17 protein-coding genes are annotated in these 16,479 nt (G+C 75.0%); 9 read left to right on the forward strand and 8 right to left on the reverse strand.

The annotated features are described in order from the left end of the window. Window positions 1–19: 19 nt before the first annotated feature. Window positions 20–1,771, reverse strand: coding sequence for an ABC transporter ATP-binding protein (locus ACIBPB_RS05180; RefSeq protein WP_396838303.1), 1,752 nt, complete (start codon window positions 1,769–1,771; stop codon window positions 20–22). A gap of 103 nt (window positions 1,772–1,874) precedes the next feature. Between ACIBPB_RS05180 and ACIBPB_RS05185 the strand changes: the two genes are divergently transcribed. Further along, entirely contained in the window at window positions 1,875–2,330 is a 456-nt protein-coding gene (locus ACIBPB_RS05185) for a MarR family winged helix-turn-helix transcriptional regulator (protein ID WP_396838304.1), read from the forward strand. Between the two features lie 18 nt (window positions 2,331–2,348). Here ACIBPB_RS05185 and ACIBPB_RS05190 read toward each other — a convergent pair whose 3' ends face one another. From ACIBPB_RS05190 to ACIBPB_RS05200, 3 genes are read right to left on the reverse strand one after another with little or no spacing between them, the layout of a single operon-like run. After that, complete coding sequence (locus ACIBPB_RS05190) at window positions 2,349–3,551, reverse strand: endo-1,4-beta-xylanase (protein WP_396838305.1); 1,203 nt, start codon at window positions 3,549–3,551, stop codon at window positions 2,349–2,351. 54 nt (window positions 3,552–3,605) lie between these two features. Continuing rightward, window positions 3,606–4,829: an RNA polymerase sigma factor gene (locus ACIBPB_RS05195; RefSeq protein WP_396838306.1), complete on the reverse strand. Its 1,224-nt coding sequence runs from the start codon at window positions 4,827–4,829 to the stop codon at window positions 3,606–3,608. Further along, entirely contained in the window at window positions 4,826–5,176 is a 351-nt protein-coding gene (locus ACIBPB_RS05200) for a YciI family protein (protein WP_396838307.1), read from the reverse strand. The genes ACIBPB_RS05195 and ACIBPB_RS05200 overlap by 4 nt, the downstream gene beginning before the upstream one ends. 223 nt (window positions 5,177–5,399) lie before the next feature. Here ACIBPB_RS05200 and ACIBPB_RS05205 point away from each other — a divergent pair, with 223 nt between their 5' ends. The 7 genes from ACIBPB_RS05205 to ACIBPB_RS05235 all read left to right on the forward strand — a co-directional run bounded on the left by ACIBPB_RS05205 (window position 5,400) and on the right by ACIBPB_RS05235 (window position 11,030). Beyond that, window positions 5,400–6,146 carry a lysozyme gene (locus ACIBPB_RS05205; RefSeq protein ID WP_396838308.1) on the forward strand — a complete coding sequence of 249 codons (747 nt, stop codon included), beginning with the start codon at window positions 5,400–5,402 and terminating at the stop codon, window positions 6,144–6,146. 109 nt (window positions 6,147–6,255) lie between these two features. Further along, window positions 6,256–6,930 (forward strand): peptidoglycan recognition family protein, encoded by a 675-nt coding sequence (locus tag ACIBPB_RS05210; RefSeq protein ID WP_396838309.1) that lies wholly within the window; start codon window positions 6,256–6,258, stop codon window positions 6,928–6,930. Window positions 6,931–7,184: 254 nt separating this feature from the next. Beyond that, the gene (locus ACIBPB_RS05215) at window positions 7,185–7,547 is read left to right on the forward strand and encodes an ArsR/SmtB family transcription factor (RefSeq protein WP_396838310.1); all 363 of its coding nucleotides are present in this window, start codon (window positions 7,185–7,187) and stop codon (window positions 7,545–7,547) included. Continuing rightward, window positions 7,544–8,185, forward strand: coding sequence for an SRPBCC family protein (locus ACIBPB_RS05220; RefSeq protein ID WP_396838311.1), 642 nt, complete (start codon window positions 7,544–7,546; stop codon window positions 8,183–8,185). The genes ACIBPB_RS05215 and ACIBPB_RS05220 overlap by 4 nt, the downstream gene beginning before the upstream one ends. 164 nt (window positions 8,186–8,349) lie before the next feature. Beyond that, on the forward strand, window positions 8,350–8,925 hold the full coding sequence (locus ACIBPB_RS05225; RefSeq protein WP_396838312.1) for an NADAR family protein: 576 nt from the start codon (window positions 8,350–8,352) through the stop codon (window positions 8,923–8,925). A gap of 188 nt (window positions 8,926–9,113) precedes the next feature. After that, on the forward strand, window positions 9,114–9,629 hold the full coding sequence (locus ACIBPB_RS05230; RefSeq protein WP_396838313.1) for an NUDIX domain-containing protein: 516 nt from the start codon (window positions 9,114–9,116) through the stop codon (window positions 9,627–9,629). A gap of 117 nt (window positions 9,630–9,746) precedes the next feature. Next, complete coding sequence (locus ACIBPB_RS05235; RefSeq protein ID WP_396838314.1) at window positions 9,747–11,030, forward strand: sulfite oxidase; 1,284 nt, start codon at window positions 9,747–9,749, stop codon at window positions 11,028–11,030. Window positions 11,031–11,090: 60 nt separating this feature from the next. On the opposite strand, the gene ACIBPB_RS05240 is transcribed toward ACIBPB_RS05235, so the two are convergent. The 3 genes from ACIBPB_RS05240 to ACIBPB_RS05250 all read right to left on the reverse strand — a co-directional run bounded on the left by ACIBPB_RS05240 (window position 11,091) and on the right by ACIBPB_RS05250 (window position 13,965). Next, complete coding sequence (locus ACIBPB_RS05240; protein WP_396838315.1) at window positions 11,091–11,630, reverse strand: RNA 2'-phosphotransferase; 540 nt, start codon at window positions 11,628–11,630, stop codon at window positions 11,091–11,093. Window positions 11,631–11,671: 41 nt separating this feature from the next. Beyond that, window positions 11,672–12,760: a hypothetical protein gene (locus tag ACIBPB_RS05245; protein WP_396838316.1), complete on the reverse strand. Its 1,089-nt coding sequence runs from the start codon at window positions 12,758–12,760 to the stop codon at window positions 11,672–11,674. Between the two features lie 155 nt (window positions 12,761–12,915). Beyond that, window positions 12,916–13,965 carry an aldo/keto reductase gene (locus ACIBPB_RS05250; RefSeq protein WP_396838317.1) on the reverse strand — a complete coding sequence of 350 codons (1,050 nt, stop codon included), beginning with the start codon at window positions 13,963–13,965 and terminating at the stop codon, window positions 12,916–12,918. A gap of 242 nt (window positions 13,966–14,207) precedes the next feature. Here ACIBPB_RS05250 and pgi point away from each other — a divergent pair, with 242 nt between their 5' ends. Next, window positions 14,208–15,842 carry a glucose-6-phosphate isomerase gene (pgi, locus tag ACIBPB_RS05255; RefSeq protein ID WP_396838820.1) on the forward strand — a complete coding sequence of 545 codons (1,635 nt, stop codon included), beginning with the start codon at window positions 14,208–14,210 and terminating at the stop codon, window positions 15,840–15,842. 90 nt (window positions 15,843–15,932) lie between these two features. Here the strand turns inward: pgi and ACIBPB_RS05260 are convergent, their stop codons facing one another. Beyond that, on the reverse strand, window positions 15,933–16,343 hold the full coding sequence (locus tag ACIBPB_RS05260; protein WP_396838318.1) for a type II toxin-antitoxin system Phd/YefM family antitoxin: 411 nt from the start codon (window positions 16,341–16,343) through the stop codon (window positions 15,933–15,935). Window positions 16,344–16,479 lie beyond the last annotated feature (136 nt).

The following is a 16,479-nucleotide window of genomic DNA, read 5'->3' on the forward strand; positions in this document are numbered from 1 at the left end:
GGGCCGGTGCGCGCCGCGCTCAGGCGGCGAGGGACGCGTACCGGCCGTTGCGGTCCAGCAGGGTGTCGTGACTGCCCGACTCGACGATCCGGCCGTGGTCCAGCACGGCGATCCGGTCGGCGTGGCGGACCGTGGAGAGGCGGTGCGCGATGGTCACCACGGTGCGGCCCCGGGCCAGCTCGTCGAGGGCCCGCTGCACGGCCCGTTCGGTCTCGGTGTCCAGCGCGCTGGTCGCCTCGTCGAGCACCAGGATCCGCGGGTCGCGCAGCAGGGTCCGGGCGATGGCCAGGCGCTGCTTCTCGCCGCCGGAGAAGCGGTGGCCACGGGAGCCGACGACCGTGTCGTACCCGTCGGGGAGCGCGGCGATCAGGTCGTGGATCCGGGCGGCCCGCGCGGCGGCCTCGATCTCGGCGTCGGTGGCGTCCGGGCGGGCGTACCGCAGGTTGTCGCGCACCGTGGCGTGCAGCAGGTAGGTCTCCTGGCTGACCACGCCGACGATCGCGGCCAGGTCGACCAGGCGCAGGTCGCGCAGGTCGACGCCGTCCACGGTGATCCGGCCGGCGTCGGGGTCGTGCAGCCGGCTGATCAGGGCGGCCAGGGTGCTCTTGCCGGAGCCGGTCTCCCCCACCAGGGCCAGGCTGGTGCCGGCGGGCACGTCCAGGCTGACCCCGGCCAGCGCGGCGGTGTCGCTGCCCGGGTAGCTGAAGGTGACGTTCTCCAGGCGCAGGTGGCCGCGGGCCCGCGCCGGGTCGACGGCCACCGGCCGGGCCGGGTCGGCCACCTCGAGGGGCAGGTCGAGGTATTCGAAGATCCGGGCGAACAGGGCCAGCGAGGCGGTCAGCGTCACGCCCACGTTGAGCAGGCCCATCAGCGGGCGGAACAGGTTGCCCTGGAGGGCGGTGAAGGCGACCAGCGTGCCGATGGTCAGGGTGCCGGCGGTGCCGGGCAGGCCCGCGCCCAGGTAGATGACGGCGGGGATGGCCGCGAAGATCACCGACATCGAGGCCATCCGCCACCGGCCGGCCAGCTCCGAGCGGAGTTCCAGGTCGACCAGGCGGGCCGAGGAGGCGGTGAACCGGTCGACCAGGGCCGCGCCGGTGCCGAGGGTCTTGGCCAGCTGCACACCGCTGATCGACAGGCCCTCCTCGATGGTGACGTTGAGGTCGGCCAGCTCGCGCTGCCGGCGGGCGGTGATCTCCCGGCGCAGCCGGGCGACCCGGCGGGTCAGCCAGATGGCCGGCGGTAGCACGACCACCGAGACCAGGGTGAGCCGCCAGCTCAGCGCCACCATGGCGATGACGGTGGCGACCACGGTGGTGAGGTTGGCGGCGATCGAGGTGGCGGTGGAGGTGACCACCGCCTGCATGCCGCCGATGTCGTTGGTGATCCGGGACTGCACCTCGCCGGTGCGGGTGCGCACGAAGAAGCCGATCGACTGGCGCTGGAGGTGGGCGAAGACGTCGGTGCGCAGCCGGTGCATCACCTCCTGGCCCACCCGGGTGGAGATCCAGGTCTGCACCACGCCGAGCACCGCGGTGACCGCGGCCACCCCGACCATGCCCGCGACCAGCCAGGCCAGCAGGGTCAGGTCGCGCTCCGGCAGGGCCCGGTCGATCACGGTACGGAGCAGGAACGGCGTCGCCATGGCGAGGATCGACGACGCCACGATGATCGCCACCACGGCGGCGAGCGGGCCGCGGTGGGCGGTGAAGAGACCACCGATGCGGCGCAGTGAGACCTCGCGGGCCTGCGCCTTCTCGGCGGGGGTCACGGTGCTCCGGCCGCCGCCGCGGCCGTCTCGGAATCCGTCCAAGGAGTGCTCTCTCTCGTCGGGGAACAATGCTGAGGCTACCTCATCATGAGGGAACAACAGCATGTGCTGCTACCGTATTCCGGTGAGCGGCAGCATTCCGGTGAGCGGCGGCGACGAGGAGAGCCTGGCCGAGACGTTCTGGGCGGTGGCCCGACGGCTACGCCACCAGGCCAAGCGCACCCTCGAACCGTGGGAGATCAACCCGGGGCAGGCCCGGGCGCTCGGCGTGCTGCTGCGGCACGGCCCGGTGCGGCTCAGCGTCCTCGCCGAGCACCTGGGCATCGCGCCCCGCTCGGCCACCGAGGTGGTCGACGGCCTCGAGGAGCGCGGCCTCGTGGCGCGCCGGCCCGACCCCGCCGACCGGCGGGCCACCCTGGTCGGGCCCACCGCCGAGGGCACCCGGGTGGGCCGGGCCATCCGCGCCGCCCGGGCCGCCGAGGCGGAACGCGTCTTCGGCGGCCTCAGCGACAGCGACCGCGCCGACCTCGCCCGCATCCTGCGGACGCTGCGCGACTGACCGCCGGCGCCGGCCGGCTCACAGCGCCGCGTCGAGCGCCACCTCGCCCGGGGCGTCCAGGCGCACCGTGGCCGTACGGCCCGCGGCGCCCACCTCGTAGGCGCCCAGGAAGCCACGGAACCGGACCCGGCCCTGCGCATCCGTGACCAGCGTGGTCGGTGGCAGCCACCAGTCGCCCTTGATCAGCCCGTGCAGCGCCTCGTAGGAGGGTTTGCGGCTGCCGTCGGCACGCAGGAAACCGCCCGGCGCGCCCAACCAGCCCCCGTCGCTGATCCCCCAGTAGGTGACGGCCTGCACGGACGGGTGCGACAGCAGCGTCCGGTAGTGCCGGACGATCTCGTCGGCCTGGCGCTGCTCACCCTCGGGCGTCGTCGGCCAGTCCGGGATCTGGTAGTCGTTCAGATCGACGATCTCCGGCGGCATCAGGTGACCGGAGACGATCGTGGTCTCGGTGAAGTGGATCGGCAGCCCGTAGCGGGCGAACCGGTCCAGAATGCCCAGCGTCTTCTCCTCGCCCCAGTAGCCCTGGTGCATGTGGCTCTGCAGGCCCAGCGCGTCGATCCGGACGCCGGCCGCCAGCACCCCCTCGATCAGGCACTCGTACGCGGCCGACATGTCGAAGTCGTTGAGCAGCAGCGTGGCGTGCGGGTTCGCGGCCCGGGCGGCGTCGAACACCATCCGGACCAGCGGGATGCGGCCCAGTTCGCGGCAGAGGCGGGTGATCCCGTTGTCGTCCCGATCGAAGATCGGCATGATGACGACCTCGTTGATCACGTCCCACGCGTCGATCACCCCGGCGAAGTCGGTGACCTCGCGGGTGATCCGGTCCCGCTGGACCCGGGCGATCTCCTCGGTGGGCAGCTCGCGCAGCCAGTCGGCGGTCACCGTGTGCCAGGCCAACGGGTGGCCCTTGACCGGGCAGCCGCGGTCGACGAACCAGCGGGCCGTGGCCAGCAGGCGCCGGGTGTCCGGCCGGCCGCGCTCGGGCTCGAAGCGTCCCCAGTAGAACGGCAGCGTGGCCATGTTGAACAGCTCGAACCACTCCCCCGCGAGCGCCTCGTCCCGCGCGGTGCCGGCGCCGTTGGCGAGGTCGACGAACTCGAAGCCGGTGCAGCCGAACCGGAAGCTGTGCTCGCGCTGCGCGACCGTCACCTCCTGGCCGGCCAGCGGCCGGCCGTCGCGGGTCACGGTCACGGTCGCCTCGGCGGTGCGGTGTTCCATCGGTCCTCCCCGGGGTGATCCGGACGCCCCGGTGCCGGGCGTCCGGATCACAGGTTAGGGCCCGGGGTACGCCAGCAGGTCCCGGGAGCGGCGCAGGAACGCCCGCTCGGCGGCGTTGCCGGTGCGCTCGATCGCCGCGTCGTACGCGGCCACCGCCTCGGCCGGCCGGTCGAGGCGGCGCAGCAGGTCCGCGCGGACGGCGTGCCGGACGTGGTAGTCCGCCAGGTCCAGCCGGTCGACCTCGGCGAGCGCGGCGGCCGGCCCGGCCACCTCGGCCAGCGCGACGGCCCGGTTCAGCGCCACCACCGGCCCGGGGGCGTGCGCCGTCAACTGGTCGTAGAGGGCGAGGATCTGCCGCCAGTCGGTCTCCGCCACGGTCGCCGCGTCGGCGTGCACCGCGTTGATCGCGGCCTGGATCTGGTACGGGCCGGGCCGGTCCCGGCGCAGGCAGCGTCGCACCAGCGCCTGCCCCTCGGCGATCAGCGCGCGGTCCCAGCGGCGGCGGTCCTGCGCGCCCAGCGGCACCAGCGCGCCGTCCGGCCCGGTCCGGGCGTCCCGTCGCGCCTCGGCCAGCAGCATCAGCGCGAGCAGCCCGAGCGCCTCCGGCTCGTCCGGCATCAACTCGACGAGCAGTCGGCCCAGCCGGATCGCCTCGGCGCACAGGTCGGCACGGCTCAGCCGCTGCCCCGCGCTGGCGGTGTGCCCCTCGTTGAAGACCAGGTAGAGCACGGCCAGCACGGCCCGCAGCCGGTCGGGCAGGTCGGCGTCGCGGGGCACCCGGTACGGGATGCCCGCGTCGCGGATCTTCGCCTTGGCCCGGACCAGGCGCTGCGCCATGGTCGGCTCGGGCACCAGGAAGGCCCGGGCGATCTCGGCGGTGCTCAGCCCGCCGAGCAGGCGCAGGGTCAGCGCGACCCGGGCGGCCGGGCCGAGCGCCGGGTGGCAGCAGGTGAAGATCAGCCGGAGCCGGTCGTCGCGCACGGGTCCCTCCTCGGTGGGCGGTTCGGGGGCGCGCAGCCGGGCGGCCTCGGCGTGCCGGTCCGCGCGGGACGCCTCCCGGCGCAGCCGGTCGATCGCCCGGTTCCGGGCGGTGGTGATGATCCAGCCGGCCGGGCTGGGCGGCGGGCCGTCGGCGGCCCACCGGTCGACCGCCGTGGCGAACGCGTCCTGGACCGCCTCCTCGGCGAGGTCGAGGTCGCCGAGCAGGCGGACCAGGACGGCCACCGCCCGGCCGTACTCCGCGCGGAAGACCCGCTCGACGTCGGCCGGGCCGGTCATGCCCCGCTCTGGAACGGGCGCACCTCGATCGGCAGCGTGGTGGCCCGCGCGTACCGGCGGCCCCAGTCGAGCGCGGCGTCCAGGTCGGGGGCGGTGATGATGGTGACGCCGCCCAGGTACTCCTTGCCCTCGGCGAACGGGCCGTCGGTGACCAGCACGTCGTCACCCTCCGCCCGCAGCACCGTGGCGGTCTGCGGGGCGTGCAGGCCGTTGCCGAACACCCAGCAGCCGGCCTCGCGCAGCTCCCGGCCGATGGCGTCCACCTCGCGCATCACCCCGGCCAGGAACTCCGGATCCGGCGCCGCCGCGCCGGCCGGCTGGTACATGCTGATCAGGTACTGCTTCATCCGCTCCTCCTCGTGGCCCGGGGCGGCCCGGCCGCCCCTCCACCCTCCATACGAACGGCGCGGACCGGTTTCGACACGCCGGCCGGAGCGGATTCCGCCGCCGGACCGGGCGACTCCCAGGACAGAGAAAAATTTCCATACCTCTATTGAAAAGTTTCTCCACCCTGTGACCTAATACTGACAGTTCCTTTCGTCACACTCCCCACACCCCCAGGGAGGAAAGATGCACCGTCCCCTGCGAACGGCGCTGCGTACGGCCGCCACGGCCCTGCTCGCCACCGCCACCCTCGCCGCCTCGGCCCTCGTCGGCGCGACTCCCGCCAGCGCCGCGCCGGCCGGCCTGCCCGGCATGGACGTCTCCAGCTACCAGGGCAACGTGAACTGGTCGGGCGCCTGGAACAACGGCGCCCGGTTCGCGTACGTGAAGGCGACCGAGGGCACCTACTACACCAACCCGTACTTCGCCCAGCAGTACAACGGCTCCTACAACGTCGGCATGATCCGCGGGTCGTACCACTTCGCCCGGCCGGACACCACCAGCGGCGCCACCCAGGCCAACTACTTCGTCGACCACGGCGGCGGCTGGTCCAAGGACGGCAAGACCCTGCCCGGCGCGCTGGACATCGAGTACAACCCGTACGGCTCGACCTGCTACGGGCTGAGCCAGGCCTCGATGCGCAGCTGGATCGCCTCGTTCGTCAACCAGTACTACGCGCGCACCGGCCGGTGGGCCACCATCTACACCACCACCGACTGGTGGAGCACCTGCACCGGCAACACCTCGCAGTTCGCCGCGAACAACCCGCTGTGGATCGCGCGCTACTCCAGCAGCGTCGGCACGCTGCCGGCCGGCTGGGGCACGTACTCCTTCTGGCAGTGGTCGTCCTCCGGCGTCTTCCCCGGCGACCAGAACGTCTGGAACGGGAGCTGGGACCGGCTCAAGGTGATGGCCTGCAACGGACCCTGCTGACCCGCCCCGGTGGCGGGCCCGCTCCGTCGGGCCGGGCGTGCCGGACGCACGCCCGGCCCGGAGCGACCGCCCGCCACCGGCGCCGTCCGTCCCCGACGAGGAGGCCCCGATGTCCGTTCCCCTACCCCGGCGGGCCGTGCTGCGCGGCGCCGTCCTGCTCGGTGCCGCCGCCGGCGCCACCGCGCTGACCCAGTTCGACGCCGGCCGCGACGCGCGCGCCGCCGCCACCCGGATCGACCAGCCGACCATCGCCAACTGCGCGACCTGGGGCGCCCGTCCCCCGTCGTCGGCGGTGAGCATCGTGCAGAGCCGGCCCAACAAGATCATCATTCATCACACGGCGTTCCCGAACACCACCGACTACAGCCTCGCGCAGGCTTACCGGAACTCGCGGGACATCCAGAATCTGCACATGGACACCAACGGCTGGCTCGACTCCGGGCAGCACTTCACCAACAGCCGCGGCGGCTACCTCACCGAGGGCCGGCACGGCAGCCTGTACGCGCTGCTGCACGGGCAGACCATGGTGCAGGGCGCGCACTGCGTGGGCCAGAACAGCCAGGCCATCGGGATCGAGAACGACGGCATCTACCTCGACGTGCAGCCACCGCAGGCGCTCTGGAACAGCCTGGTCTGGTTCTGCGCGTTCACCTGCCAGCAGTACGGCATCCCGCCGACCGAGATCTACGGGCACAAGGACTTCAACAACACCCAGTGCCCGGGGCTGCTGCACGACCGGCTGCCGGAGTTGCGCAGCACCGTCGCCGCCCGCCTCGGCGGCTGACCGGCCTCTCGCGGGACGCCCGGCCCCGCCGGGCGTCCCGCCACCCGGCCCACTCGACCCGCCACCGCTCGACCCGCCACCGCCCGCGCCGCACCCCCTCGTGCGGCGCGCCGTCACGCGGGTGCGGCCCTCACGCGGCGCGCCCTCACGCGGTGCGGCCCTCACGCGGGTGCGGCCCTCACGCGGTGCGCCTGCCTGCGGCGCGCCCTGATGCAGTGCTCGCTTATATAAGCTGGGTCTGATAGAAAGAGGCCGTGCACGCCTTCGACGTCCTCGGCGACCCGGTGCGCCGCCGGATCCTGGAGCTGCTCGCCGACGGCGAGCAGCCGGCGGGCGCGCTCGGGGCCACCATCCAGCGGGAGTTCGGCATCAGCCAACCGGCCGTGTCGCAACACCTCAAGGTGCTGCGGGAGCACGGCTTCGCCAGCGTGCGCGCCGCCGGAAGCCGCCGGCTCTACGCGGTGGAGCCGGGCCCGCTGCGGGAGATGGACGAGTGGCTGGCCGGCTTCCGGCGGTTCTGGACGCCCCCGCTGGCGGCGCTCGCCACGGAACTGGCCCGAGGCCGGCGCGAACGGCGGCTGCGCGAGGACACTTCCGACGAGAGGACAACACCATGACCGACACGACCGGGCAGATCAGCGCCGTCGAGCGCACCGTCGGCAGCCGGACGCTGCCCGCCGGGCAGGCCCGGGTGCTCACCATCAGCCAGACCTACGACGCGCCGCTGGCCGACGTCTGGGACGCCTGCACCACCGCCGAGCGGATCCCCCGCTGGTTCCTGCCCGTCTCCGGCGAGCTGAAGGTCGGCGGACGCTACCAGCTGGAGGGGAACGCCGGCGGCACGATCGAGCGGTGCGACCCGCCGCACAGCTTCGCCGCCACCTGGGAGTACGGCGGCGAGGTGAGCGGGATCGAGGTGCGGCTCACCGAGGCCGGCGCCGGGCGTACCCGGTTCGAGCTGGAGCACGTGGCGCACGTCGACGACCAGCGCTGGGCCGAGTTCGGGCCGGGCGCGGTCGGGGTCGGCTGGGACATGGGACTGCTCGGCCTCGCCTCCCACCTCGCCGCCGACGGCAGCGGGGTCACCCCCGACCAGGCCGCCGAGTGGATGGGCTCCGACGACGCGCGCCGCTTCATCGTCCTGAGCAGCGAGCGCTGGTGCGAGGCGAGCGTGGCCGCCGGCACCCCGGCCGACGAGGCCCGCGCGGCGGCCGACCGGACCACCGCGGCGTACACCGGCGCCCCGGCCTCCTGACGCGGCCGGCGCGCGGCATCCCGACGGCCACGACGAACGGCGGCCGGCGGCGTGCAGCGAGCGGCGGCGAGCGTTGGGGCGGGCGGCGGACGGCGGCGAGGCCGGGCGGCGGCGGGCGAAAACACGGGGGCGGGGTGTCGGTGCCGTCCGGCACACTGTCGATCGTGCCGATCCGATCCGTCGCCGAACTGCTCGCCGCCGTCGAGTCCGGCCAGCGACCGCGTTACCTGTATTTCTGGGGGCACCGACCGCAGCGCGACGGCAGCGTCGGCGCCGGCTGCCTGAGCCAGTGGTGGCCGGCGCCGTTCACCGTGGACGGCCGGACCTACGCCACCGCCGAACACTGGATGATGTGGCACAAGGCCACCCTGTTCGGCGACGACGCCATCGCCGGGCGGGTGCTCGCGGCCGACCATCCGGAGCGGGCCAAGGCGCTGGGCCGGCAGGTGCGCGGCTTCGACGGGGCCACCTGGACGGCCCGCCGCTACGGCATCGTGGTGGCCGGCAGCGTGGCGAAGTTCGGCCAGCACGAGGAGCTGCGCCGCTACCTGCTCGGCACCGGTGACCGGGTACTGGTGGAGGCCAGCCCGCTGGACCGGATCTGGGGCATCGGCCTGGCCGCCGACGATCCCCGTACCGCCGATCCGGCGAGCTGGCGGGGCGACAACCTGCTCGGTTTCGCGCTGATGGCGGCGCGCGCCACCCTCCGGGCCGCCCCACCGGAGGGACGCGACAGCTGACCACCTGCCGGGCGCGGCGGCTGATCGGCGGCCCGGCGCAGGGCTTGACCGACGGCCCGGTGCCGAGGGCCCGACCGCCCGGCGGCCCGGCGCGGGGCCCAACCGACCGCCCGGCGCGACGCCCGACCGGCCACCGGGCGCGGCGCGACGCCTGACGGACGGCCGCCCGGCGGGTAACGTGCTGCGGCGTGACCGCTGCACCCTTCTCGCACTGCTCGTACTGCGGCTCGGCCTACCCGGTCGACGCCGGCTGGCCGCGGCTCTGCGCGGTCTGCGGGGAGACGGTCTGGCGCAATCCGCTGCCCGTCGCGGTGGCGGTGCTGCCGGTCCGTACGCCGGCGGGCCTCGGCGTGGTGGTGGTCCGTCGCGACATCGAGCCGGCCCGCGGCCAGCTCGCCCTCCCCGGCGGTTTCATCGAGTACGGCGAGGAGTGGTCCGCGGCGCTGGTCCGGGAGCTGCGCGAGGAGACCGGGTTGCTGGCCGAGGCCGACGAGGCCCGGCTGTTCGCGGTGCACGGGGCGCCGGCCGGCGGCACCATGATGGTCTTCGGGGTGCTGCCCGAGCGGCCGGTCGGGGACCTGCCGCCGTCCGCCCCCACCGAGGAGGCCACCGAGTGGCTGGTCCTCACCGAGCCGGTCGAGCTGGCCTTCTCCACGCACACCCGGGTGCTGGCCGACTTCCTCGCCGGCCAGCGTCCGGTCTGACCCGGCCCGCGCCGGTGCCTGGCTGGGCGGGCCGGCACGGGTCCTGACCTGGGACGGATCGACCGGTACCACCGGGGTTGAATGGGGCCGGCAACGTCGCCGAGCCGGAGGTCAGTCGTGTCCCGTACCCCGCCGCCCCAGGAAGCCGGGCACGACGCCCGCCGCAGCCGGCAGTGGCTGGCCGGCGAGGCGCACGGCGCCGGCGTCGACCGCGACGGGCTGCTGGAGGTGGGCGCCGCGATGGCCGCCCTCACCGCCGCCGCGGCGGAACGCGAACCGGTCGCGGTGGCCGCCGCGCCGGTCGGCGTCGACCCCGGTACGCCGATCCGCAAGCCGCTCCGGCCCGACCTGCTGCGCCCGCTGGACACCAACGCGGAGATGCGCTGGACGGCGCTGGCCGGACAGGGCTACGTGGTGCCCAACGACCGCTTCTTCGTGCGCAACCACACGGTGACGCCCCGCCTGGACCCGGACGCCTGGCGGCTGCGCCTGTTCGGCACCGGGCTGCGCGGCGCGCCCACCCGCGACACCCCGGTCGAGTTCGGCCTCGACGACCTGCGCCGGCTGCCCGCCGAGGAGAGCGCCGCGCTGCTGGAGTGCGCCGGCAACGGCCGGCGCTTCTTCGCCGACCAGCAGGACGAGCCCGCGCCGGGCGTGGCCTGGGACCTGGGCGGCGTCGGGGTGGCCCGCTGGCGGGGCGTCCGGCTGGGCACGGTGCTCCGGCTGGCCGGCCTGACCGGGGACGCGGTCGACGTGATGCCGGAAGGGCTGGACCCGGACTACGTGACCGGTGGGATCAACCTCGGCCGGGTACGCCGGCCGCTGCCCATCGCCAAGGCCCTCGACGACGTGCTGCTGGCGTACGAGATGAACGGCGAGCCGCTCCCCGCCGACCACGGCTTCCCGGTGCGCGTGGTGGTGCCCGGCTGGATCGGTATCTCCTCGATCAAGTGGGTGGGCCCGGTGGAGGTCTCCGCCACCCCGCTCTTCTCCCCGTGGAACACCCAGTTCTACCGGATGTTCGGGCCCGGGCAGCCGGCCGGCGGCGGGATGCTGGCCACCCAGTCGATCAAGAGCGCCTTCGAGCTGGCCTGGGACGCCCGGGTCACCGCCGGGGAGGAGGTGCTGCTGCGCGGCCGCTCCTGGTCCGGGGCCGGACCGATCGACCGGGTGGAGGTGGACACCGGGGACGGCTGGCGCCCGGCCGACCTGGTCGCCGCCGACCGGGGCGGACCGTGGCAGCGGTGGACCGTCCGGTGGCGCCCGCCGGCGCCCGGCCGGTGGATCCTGCGCGCCCGCGCCACCGACGTGACCGGCGCCGTCCAGCCCGACCGCGCCGCCCCCAACGACCTCGGCTACCTCTTCGACGGGGTGGTGCGCCACCCGGTCACCGCCGGCTGACCCGGCCGCCCCCCGGCGCGCTGACCGGCGGGTGCCCGCGGCGGCGGCGCGCGGGGCCGGTCAGGCGGTGAGGTAGCGCGGCGGGACCGTGTCGGTGAGCCAGACGCCGTTGTCGCTGCGGAAGAAGAGGTGCCCGGCGCCGGCCATCGCGGCGGCGTCGACGGTGAGCACCACCACCGCGCCGCCACGGCGGGCGCCGACCCGGCGGGCCGTCGCCACGTCCGGCGAGAGGTGTACGTGGTGGCGGCGGCCCCGGTGCAGCCCCTCGGCCCGGATCGCGGCCAGCACGCTCTCGCTGGTGCCGTGGTAGAGCCGGTCGGGCGGGACGGCCGGGGCCAGCCCCAGCTCGACCGGGACGGAGTGGCCCTGGCTGGCCCGGATCCGGTCGACACCGTCCGCGCCACGGAGCACCGCGAAGCGCTGCTTGTCGTTGCCGGCGACCACGGCGTCCAGCTCGGCCCGGCCGATCCGCAGCGCCGCGAGGAGGTCGGCGACCGGTACCCAGCCAGCCCGGTCGAGCACCAGCCCGAACCGGTCCGGCCGGTGCCGCAGGGCCAGGGACATCCGTTTGCTCACCCGGACCAGGTCACGATGATCCACACCGTCAGTGTGGCGGACGGCCGGCGCGCGGTCGACCGGGTTCAGCGGACGGCGCCGGAGCCCTGGCCGACCGCCAGCCCGGACGCGTCCACCACCTCGAAGTCGCTGCCCCGCAAGCCGCCGAGGGCGTGCAGCGCGTCGTTGTCCCAGCGCCGGTCCGGCGCGCCGGACAGGTACCAGGCCGACCCGTGGTCGGCGACGATCAGCCCGTACCGGCGCATCGCCTCGGCGACGATGCGTGCCTGCCGGGGCAGCCGGGACAGGTCGACCGAGGGCTTGAGCCGCAGCCGCTGGCCGAGCTGGGGCAGGTTCGGGTCGGTCGCCGAGGAGGCGGAGTGGGTGGCCGGCCAGGTCCAGCCGGTGCGGGTACGCGGCACGGTCACCCGGACCGCGTGGTCGACGCGGCCCGCGGCCACCTCGTCGTAGCGGACCAGACCGGCCAGGATGGCGAGCCCGGAGGCGTCCGCCGAGGTCCACCCGGCCGGCCGCAACCGGTTCGACCGGAGGTCGAAGACCGCGCCCGAGCCGGCCCGCCAGCCAGCCCCGGCCGGACGCGCGTCGAACAACTCGTACGCCCGGCAGGCCGCCCGGTCCCAGACGATCACGTGCCGGTCACCGGTCGCGGCCGGCCCGCCCTCGACCGCCGCGTTCGCCGGCACCGGGTACGGGCCCGGGTCGCTCTCGTCGGCGTACGTGAAGGAGACCGGGACCCGCCGCTGCCCGGCCGGCACCACGGTGACCGGGATGCCGATCGGCCCGCCCTGCCAGGTGCCGGAGCCGAAGTCGGCGTGCACCGCCGCCCCGGATCCGATCGCGTCGACCATGGCCGCGGAGCGCGGGTGCACCGGCAGCCGGGACACGTCGGCGTGCCAGACGTTGTCCGCCGGGAAGACGGTGCAGGCCCGGGCGGCCCGGCTGGGCCGGGCGCCGAGGCCGCTGCGGGCCGCCGGCGCGGCGGCGGGTGCCGGCGGCACCGGGGCGGCGGTGGCGACCGGCGCGGTGGCGGCGGGTGTGGTGGCGGCCGGCGCGGGCGCGGCGGTGGAGGGGGCCGGGCCCGAGCAGCCGGCGGCGAGGAGCGCGAGCGCGGCGGCGGCGGCGACGCCGGCGCGGCGGGCGGGCGGGGTGGCCATTCCGGGCATCCTGCCGCAGGTCCGGCCGCAGCGTCCAGCACCGGCACCGACCGCCGGCACCCCCACCGCCGGCACCCCCACCACCCGGCACCCCACCACCGGCGCCGGACGACGCGCCCCAGCACGGGCTCGGGCCGACCCGGGCGGCGGTCAGCTCAGGCGGCGGCCCGGGCGGCGGCCGGGCGGCGGCGGTGGGCCGGATCGGTGAGCGACGGCGGCGACCAGACGCCGTCGGGCTGGTAGAGGTTGGTGCCGGGCGGCACGATCGCGTCGATCCGGTCCAGCGCCGCGTCCTCGAGGGTGAGCGCGGCCCCCTTGAGCAGCCCGTCGAGCTGTTCCATGGTGCGCGGCCCGATGATCGCCGAGGTGACCGCCGGGTGCGCCACGGTGAACGCCACGGCGAGCTCGGGCAGCGTGCAGCCCAGCTCGTCGGCGAGCGCGGCCAGTTCCTCGACGGCGGCGTACTTGGCGGCGTTGCCGGGCAGCGTCGGGTCGAACCGGGCCGGGGTGCGCGCCGGCCGGCCGGCGGTGAGGTCGACGGACCGGCCCCGCCGGTAGCGGCCGGAGAGGAAGCCGGAGGCCAGCGGGCTCCACACCAGCACCCCCATGCCGTAGCGCCGGCAGATCGGCAGCACCGACGTCTCGATCCCCCGGGCCACGATCGAGTAGGGCGGCTGCTCGGTGCGGAACCGGCCGAGGCCCCGCCGCTCGGCGACGTGGTGCGACTCGACGATCTCCTCGGCCGGGAACGTGGAGCAGCCGAAGGCCCGGATCTTCCCGGCCCGGACCAGGTCGGTCAGCGCGCCGAGGGTCTCCTCGATGTCGGTGGTGTGGTCGGGGCGGTGCACCTGGTACAGGTCGATCCAGTCGGTGCCGAGCCGGCGCAGGCTGGCCTCGACCGCCTGGACGATCCAGCGCCGCGAGTTGCCGCCCCGGTTCGGCCCCTCCCCCATCGGGAAGTGCACCTTGGTGGCGAGGACCACGTCGTCCCGGCGGCCCTTCAACGCCTTGCCGACGATCACCTCGGACTCCCCGGCGGAGTACATGTCGGCCGTGTCCACGACGTTGATGCCCTGGTCGAGGGCGGCGTGCACGATGCGTACGCAATCGTCGTGGTCGGGGTTGCCGACCGCGCCGAACATCATCGTGCCGAGAGTGTGGACGCTCACCTGGATGCCGGTGCCGCCCAGAACGCGGTAACGCATACTGCTCCTTCTCCGGGGTGTCGCCGCGCTGACCGGGCGGCGACCGGTCCCGCCACGGTAGGGATTCGAGCGCACTCGAGGTCAACCGCGCCGGCCGGCCCGGCGTCCCGCCACGCCCGACGGGTGGGCGATGCCGGGTCGCGTCGCGCGGGCCCGGCCCGGGTGGCAGGCTGGTGGGGTCGCCGGCAGCGGGGCGACGACGGCCCGCTGGCAGACCCGTCGTGAAGGAGAAGATCGACCCGATGGCTGTGGACGTCACCACCACCGACGAATGGCAGGCGCTGCGCAAGCACGCCGAGGCGATGCGCGGCACGCACCTGCGGGAGCTGTTCGCCGCCGACGGGCAGCGGGGCGAGCGGCTCACCGGCGAGGTCGCCGACCTGCACGTGGACTACAGCAAGAACCTGGTCACCGACGAGACCGTCGCGCTGCTCACCGCCCTGGCCGAGCGGATCCGGCTGGCCGACCGGATCGCGGCCATGTTCGCCGGGCGGCACATCAACGCCACCGAGGACCGGGCCGTGCTGCACACCGCGCTGCGGCTGCCGCGCGACGCCACGCTGGTGGTGGACGGCCAGGACGTGGTGGCCGACGTGCACGCGGTGCTGGACCGGATGTCGGCCTTTGCCGACCGGGTACGCTCCGGCGCCTGGCGCGGCCACACCGGCGAGCGGATCACCACCGTGGTCAACATCGGCATCGGCGGCTCCGACCTCGGGCCGGTGATGGCGTACGAGGCGCTCAAGGCGTACCGGGACGCGGGGATCTCCTGCCGGTTCGTGTCCAACATCGACCCGACCGACATCCACGACAAGACCTCCGACCTGGACCCGGCGAGCACCCTGTTCGTGGTGGTCTCCAAGACCTTCTCCACCCAGGAGACCCTGGCCAACGCCGACCAGGCCCGGCGCTGGCTGCTGGCCGGGCTGGACGCCGACGACTCGGCGATCGCCCGGCACTTCGTCGCGGTCAGCACCAACGAGCAGCGGGTACGCGACTTCGGCATCGACCCGGCGAACATGTTCGGCTTCTGGGACTGGGTGGGCGGCCGGTACTCGCTGCCCTCGGCGGTCGGGCTGTCGGTGATGCTGGCCGTCGGTCCGGACCGGTTCCGGGACCTGCTGGCCGGCTACCACGCCGTCGACGAGCACTTCCGCAGCACGCCGGTGGAGCGCAACGTGCCGGCGCTGCTCGGCCTGCTCAACGTCTGGTACACCGATTTCCTCGACGCGCAGACGCACGCGGTGCTGCCGTACTCGCAGTACCTGCACCGGTTCCCCGCGTACCTGCAGCAGCTCACCATGGAGAGCAACGGCAAGTCGGTGACGGTGGACGGCCGGCCGGTGACGTACCCGACCGGGGAGGTCTTCTGGGGCGAGCCCGGCACCAACGGCCAGCACGCCTTCTACCAGCTCATCCACCAGGGGACGCGGCTGATCCCGGCCGACTTCATCGCGTTCAGCCAGCCCAACCACGACCTCGGCGACATGCACGACCTGTTCATGTCCAACTTCTTCGCGCAGACCGCCGCGCTGGCCTTCGGCCGGACGAAGGAGCAGGTCGAGGCGGAGGGCACCGCCGCCGCGGTGGTGCCCCACCGGGTGATGCCGGGCAACCACCCGACCACCTCGATCATCGCGCCGAAGCTCACCCCGTCGACGCTGGGCCAGCTGATCGCCCTGTACGAGCACATCGTCTTCACCGAGGCCGCCGTCTGGGACATCAACGCGTTCGACCAGTGGGGGGTGGAGCTGGGCAAGGTGATGGCCAACCAGCTCGCGCCGAAGCTGACCGGGGCCGGCCCGGACCTGGCCGACGTGGACTCCTCCACCGCCGCGCTGATCCGCCGCTACCGCGCCCAGCGCGGCCGCGACTGACCGTACGCCACCGGCGGCGCCCGCGTCGGGCGTCGCCGGCCGGCGGCGCGGGTCAGTCGCGCCAAAGGCCGGCGTGGCCGGCGGCGCGGGTCAGTCGCGCAGCAGGTCGGCGTGGGCGGCGCGGAGCCGGGCCAGCGCCGGGTCGCCGGCCGGGGCGCGCCGGTCCAGCTCGGCCCAGGCCTCGGCGAGGGCGTCGACGAGGGCCTGCCGCTCGGCGGCGTGCCGCCGGCTGCTCTGCCGGCGTTGCTCCTCCAGCCGCCGGGACCAGCCGGCGCTGATCGCGGCGATCCGCTCGGCGTCGGCCCGGGTCTGGGCCGCCGTGCGGGCCGCCGCCGCGGGCACGATCGCGGCGATGGGTCGGGGGTCGCCGTCGCGGGTGACCACGGTGACGGTGTCGGTCAGCTCGGCCAGGGCGACGAGCTGGGTGAGCCGGGTGCGGACCTCGCGCAGCGGCAGGGCGCGCGGCTGGGGGGACCGGTCGGCCAGGGCGGGGGCAGCCATGGACACATGTTCACGTCCGGGTACGACAAAACTCCGCCGCGTGTCCACCGTGGGCCGTCGGCGCGGACACCCGGCGGGGTGGACGCCACAGCCGGCGGGGTGGACGCCGCAGCCGGCGGGGTGGACGCCGCAGCCC

It is taken from the genome of Micromonospora sp. NPDC049836 (assembly GCF_044465125.1).
GTDB lineage: Bacteria > Actinomycetota > Actinomycetes > Mycobacteriales > Micromonosporaceae > Micromonospora.

Coding starts and splice junctions, on each gene's coding strand:
- ACIBPB_RS05210 (WP_396838309.1), top strand. CDS start 6,256: ATGTCCGTTCCCCTACCCCGGCGGGCCGTGCTGCGCGGCGCCGTCCTG.
- ACIBPB_RS05200 (WP_396838307.1), bottom strand. CDS start 5,176: ATGAAGCAGTACCTGATCAGCATGTACCAGCCGGCCGGCGCGGCGGCG.
- ACIBPB_RS05250 (WP_396838317.1), bottom strand. CDS start 13,965: ATGCGTTACCGCGTTCTGGGCGGCACCGGCATCCAGGTGAGCGTCCAC.
- ACIBPB_RS05205 (WP_396838308.1), top strand. CDS start 5,400: ATGCACCGTCCCCTGCGAACGGCGCTGCGTACGGCCGCCACGGCCCTG.
- pgi (WP_396838820.1), top strand. CDS start 14,208: ATGGCTGTGGACGTCACCACCACCGACGAATGGCAGGCGCTGCGCAAG.
- ACIBPB_RS05260 (WP_396838318.1), bottom strand. CDS start 16,343: ATGGCTGCCCCCGCCCTGGCCGACCGGTCCCCCCAGCCGCGCGCCCTG.
- ACIBPB_RS05190 (WP_396838305.1), bottom strand. CDS start 3,551: ATGGAACACCGCACCGCCGAGGCGACCGTGACCGTGACCCGCGACGGC.
- ACIBPB_RS05195 (WP_396838306.1), bottom strand. CDS start 4,829: ATGACCGGCCCGGCCGACGTCGAGCGGGTCTTCCGCGCGGAGTACGGC.
- ACIBPB_RS05245 (WP_396838316.1), bottom strand. CDS start 12,760: ATGGCCACCCCGCCCGCCCGCCGCGCCGGCGTCGCCGCCGCCGCCGCG.
- ACIBPB_RS05185 (WP_396838304.1), top strand. CDS start 1,875: ATGTGCTGCTACCGTATTCCGGTGAGCGGCAGCATTCCGGTGAGCGGC.
- ACIBPB_RS05220 (WP_396838311.1), top strand. CDS start 7,544: ATGACCGACACGACCGGGCAGATCAGCGCCGTCGAGCGCACCGTCGGC.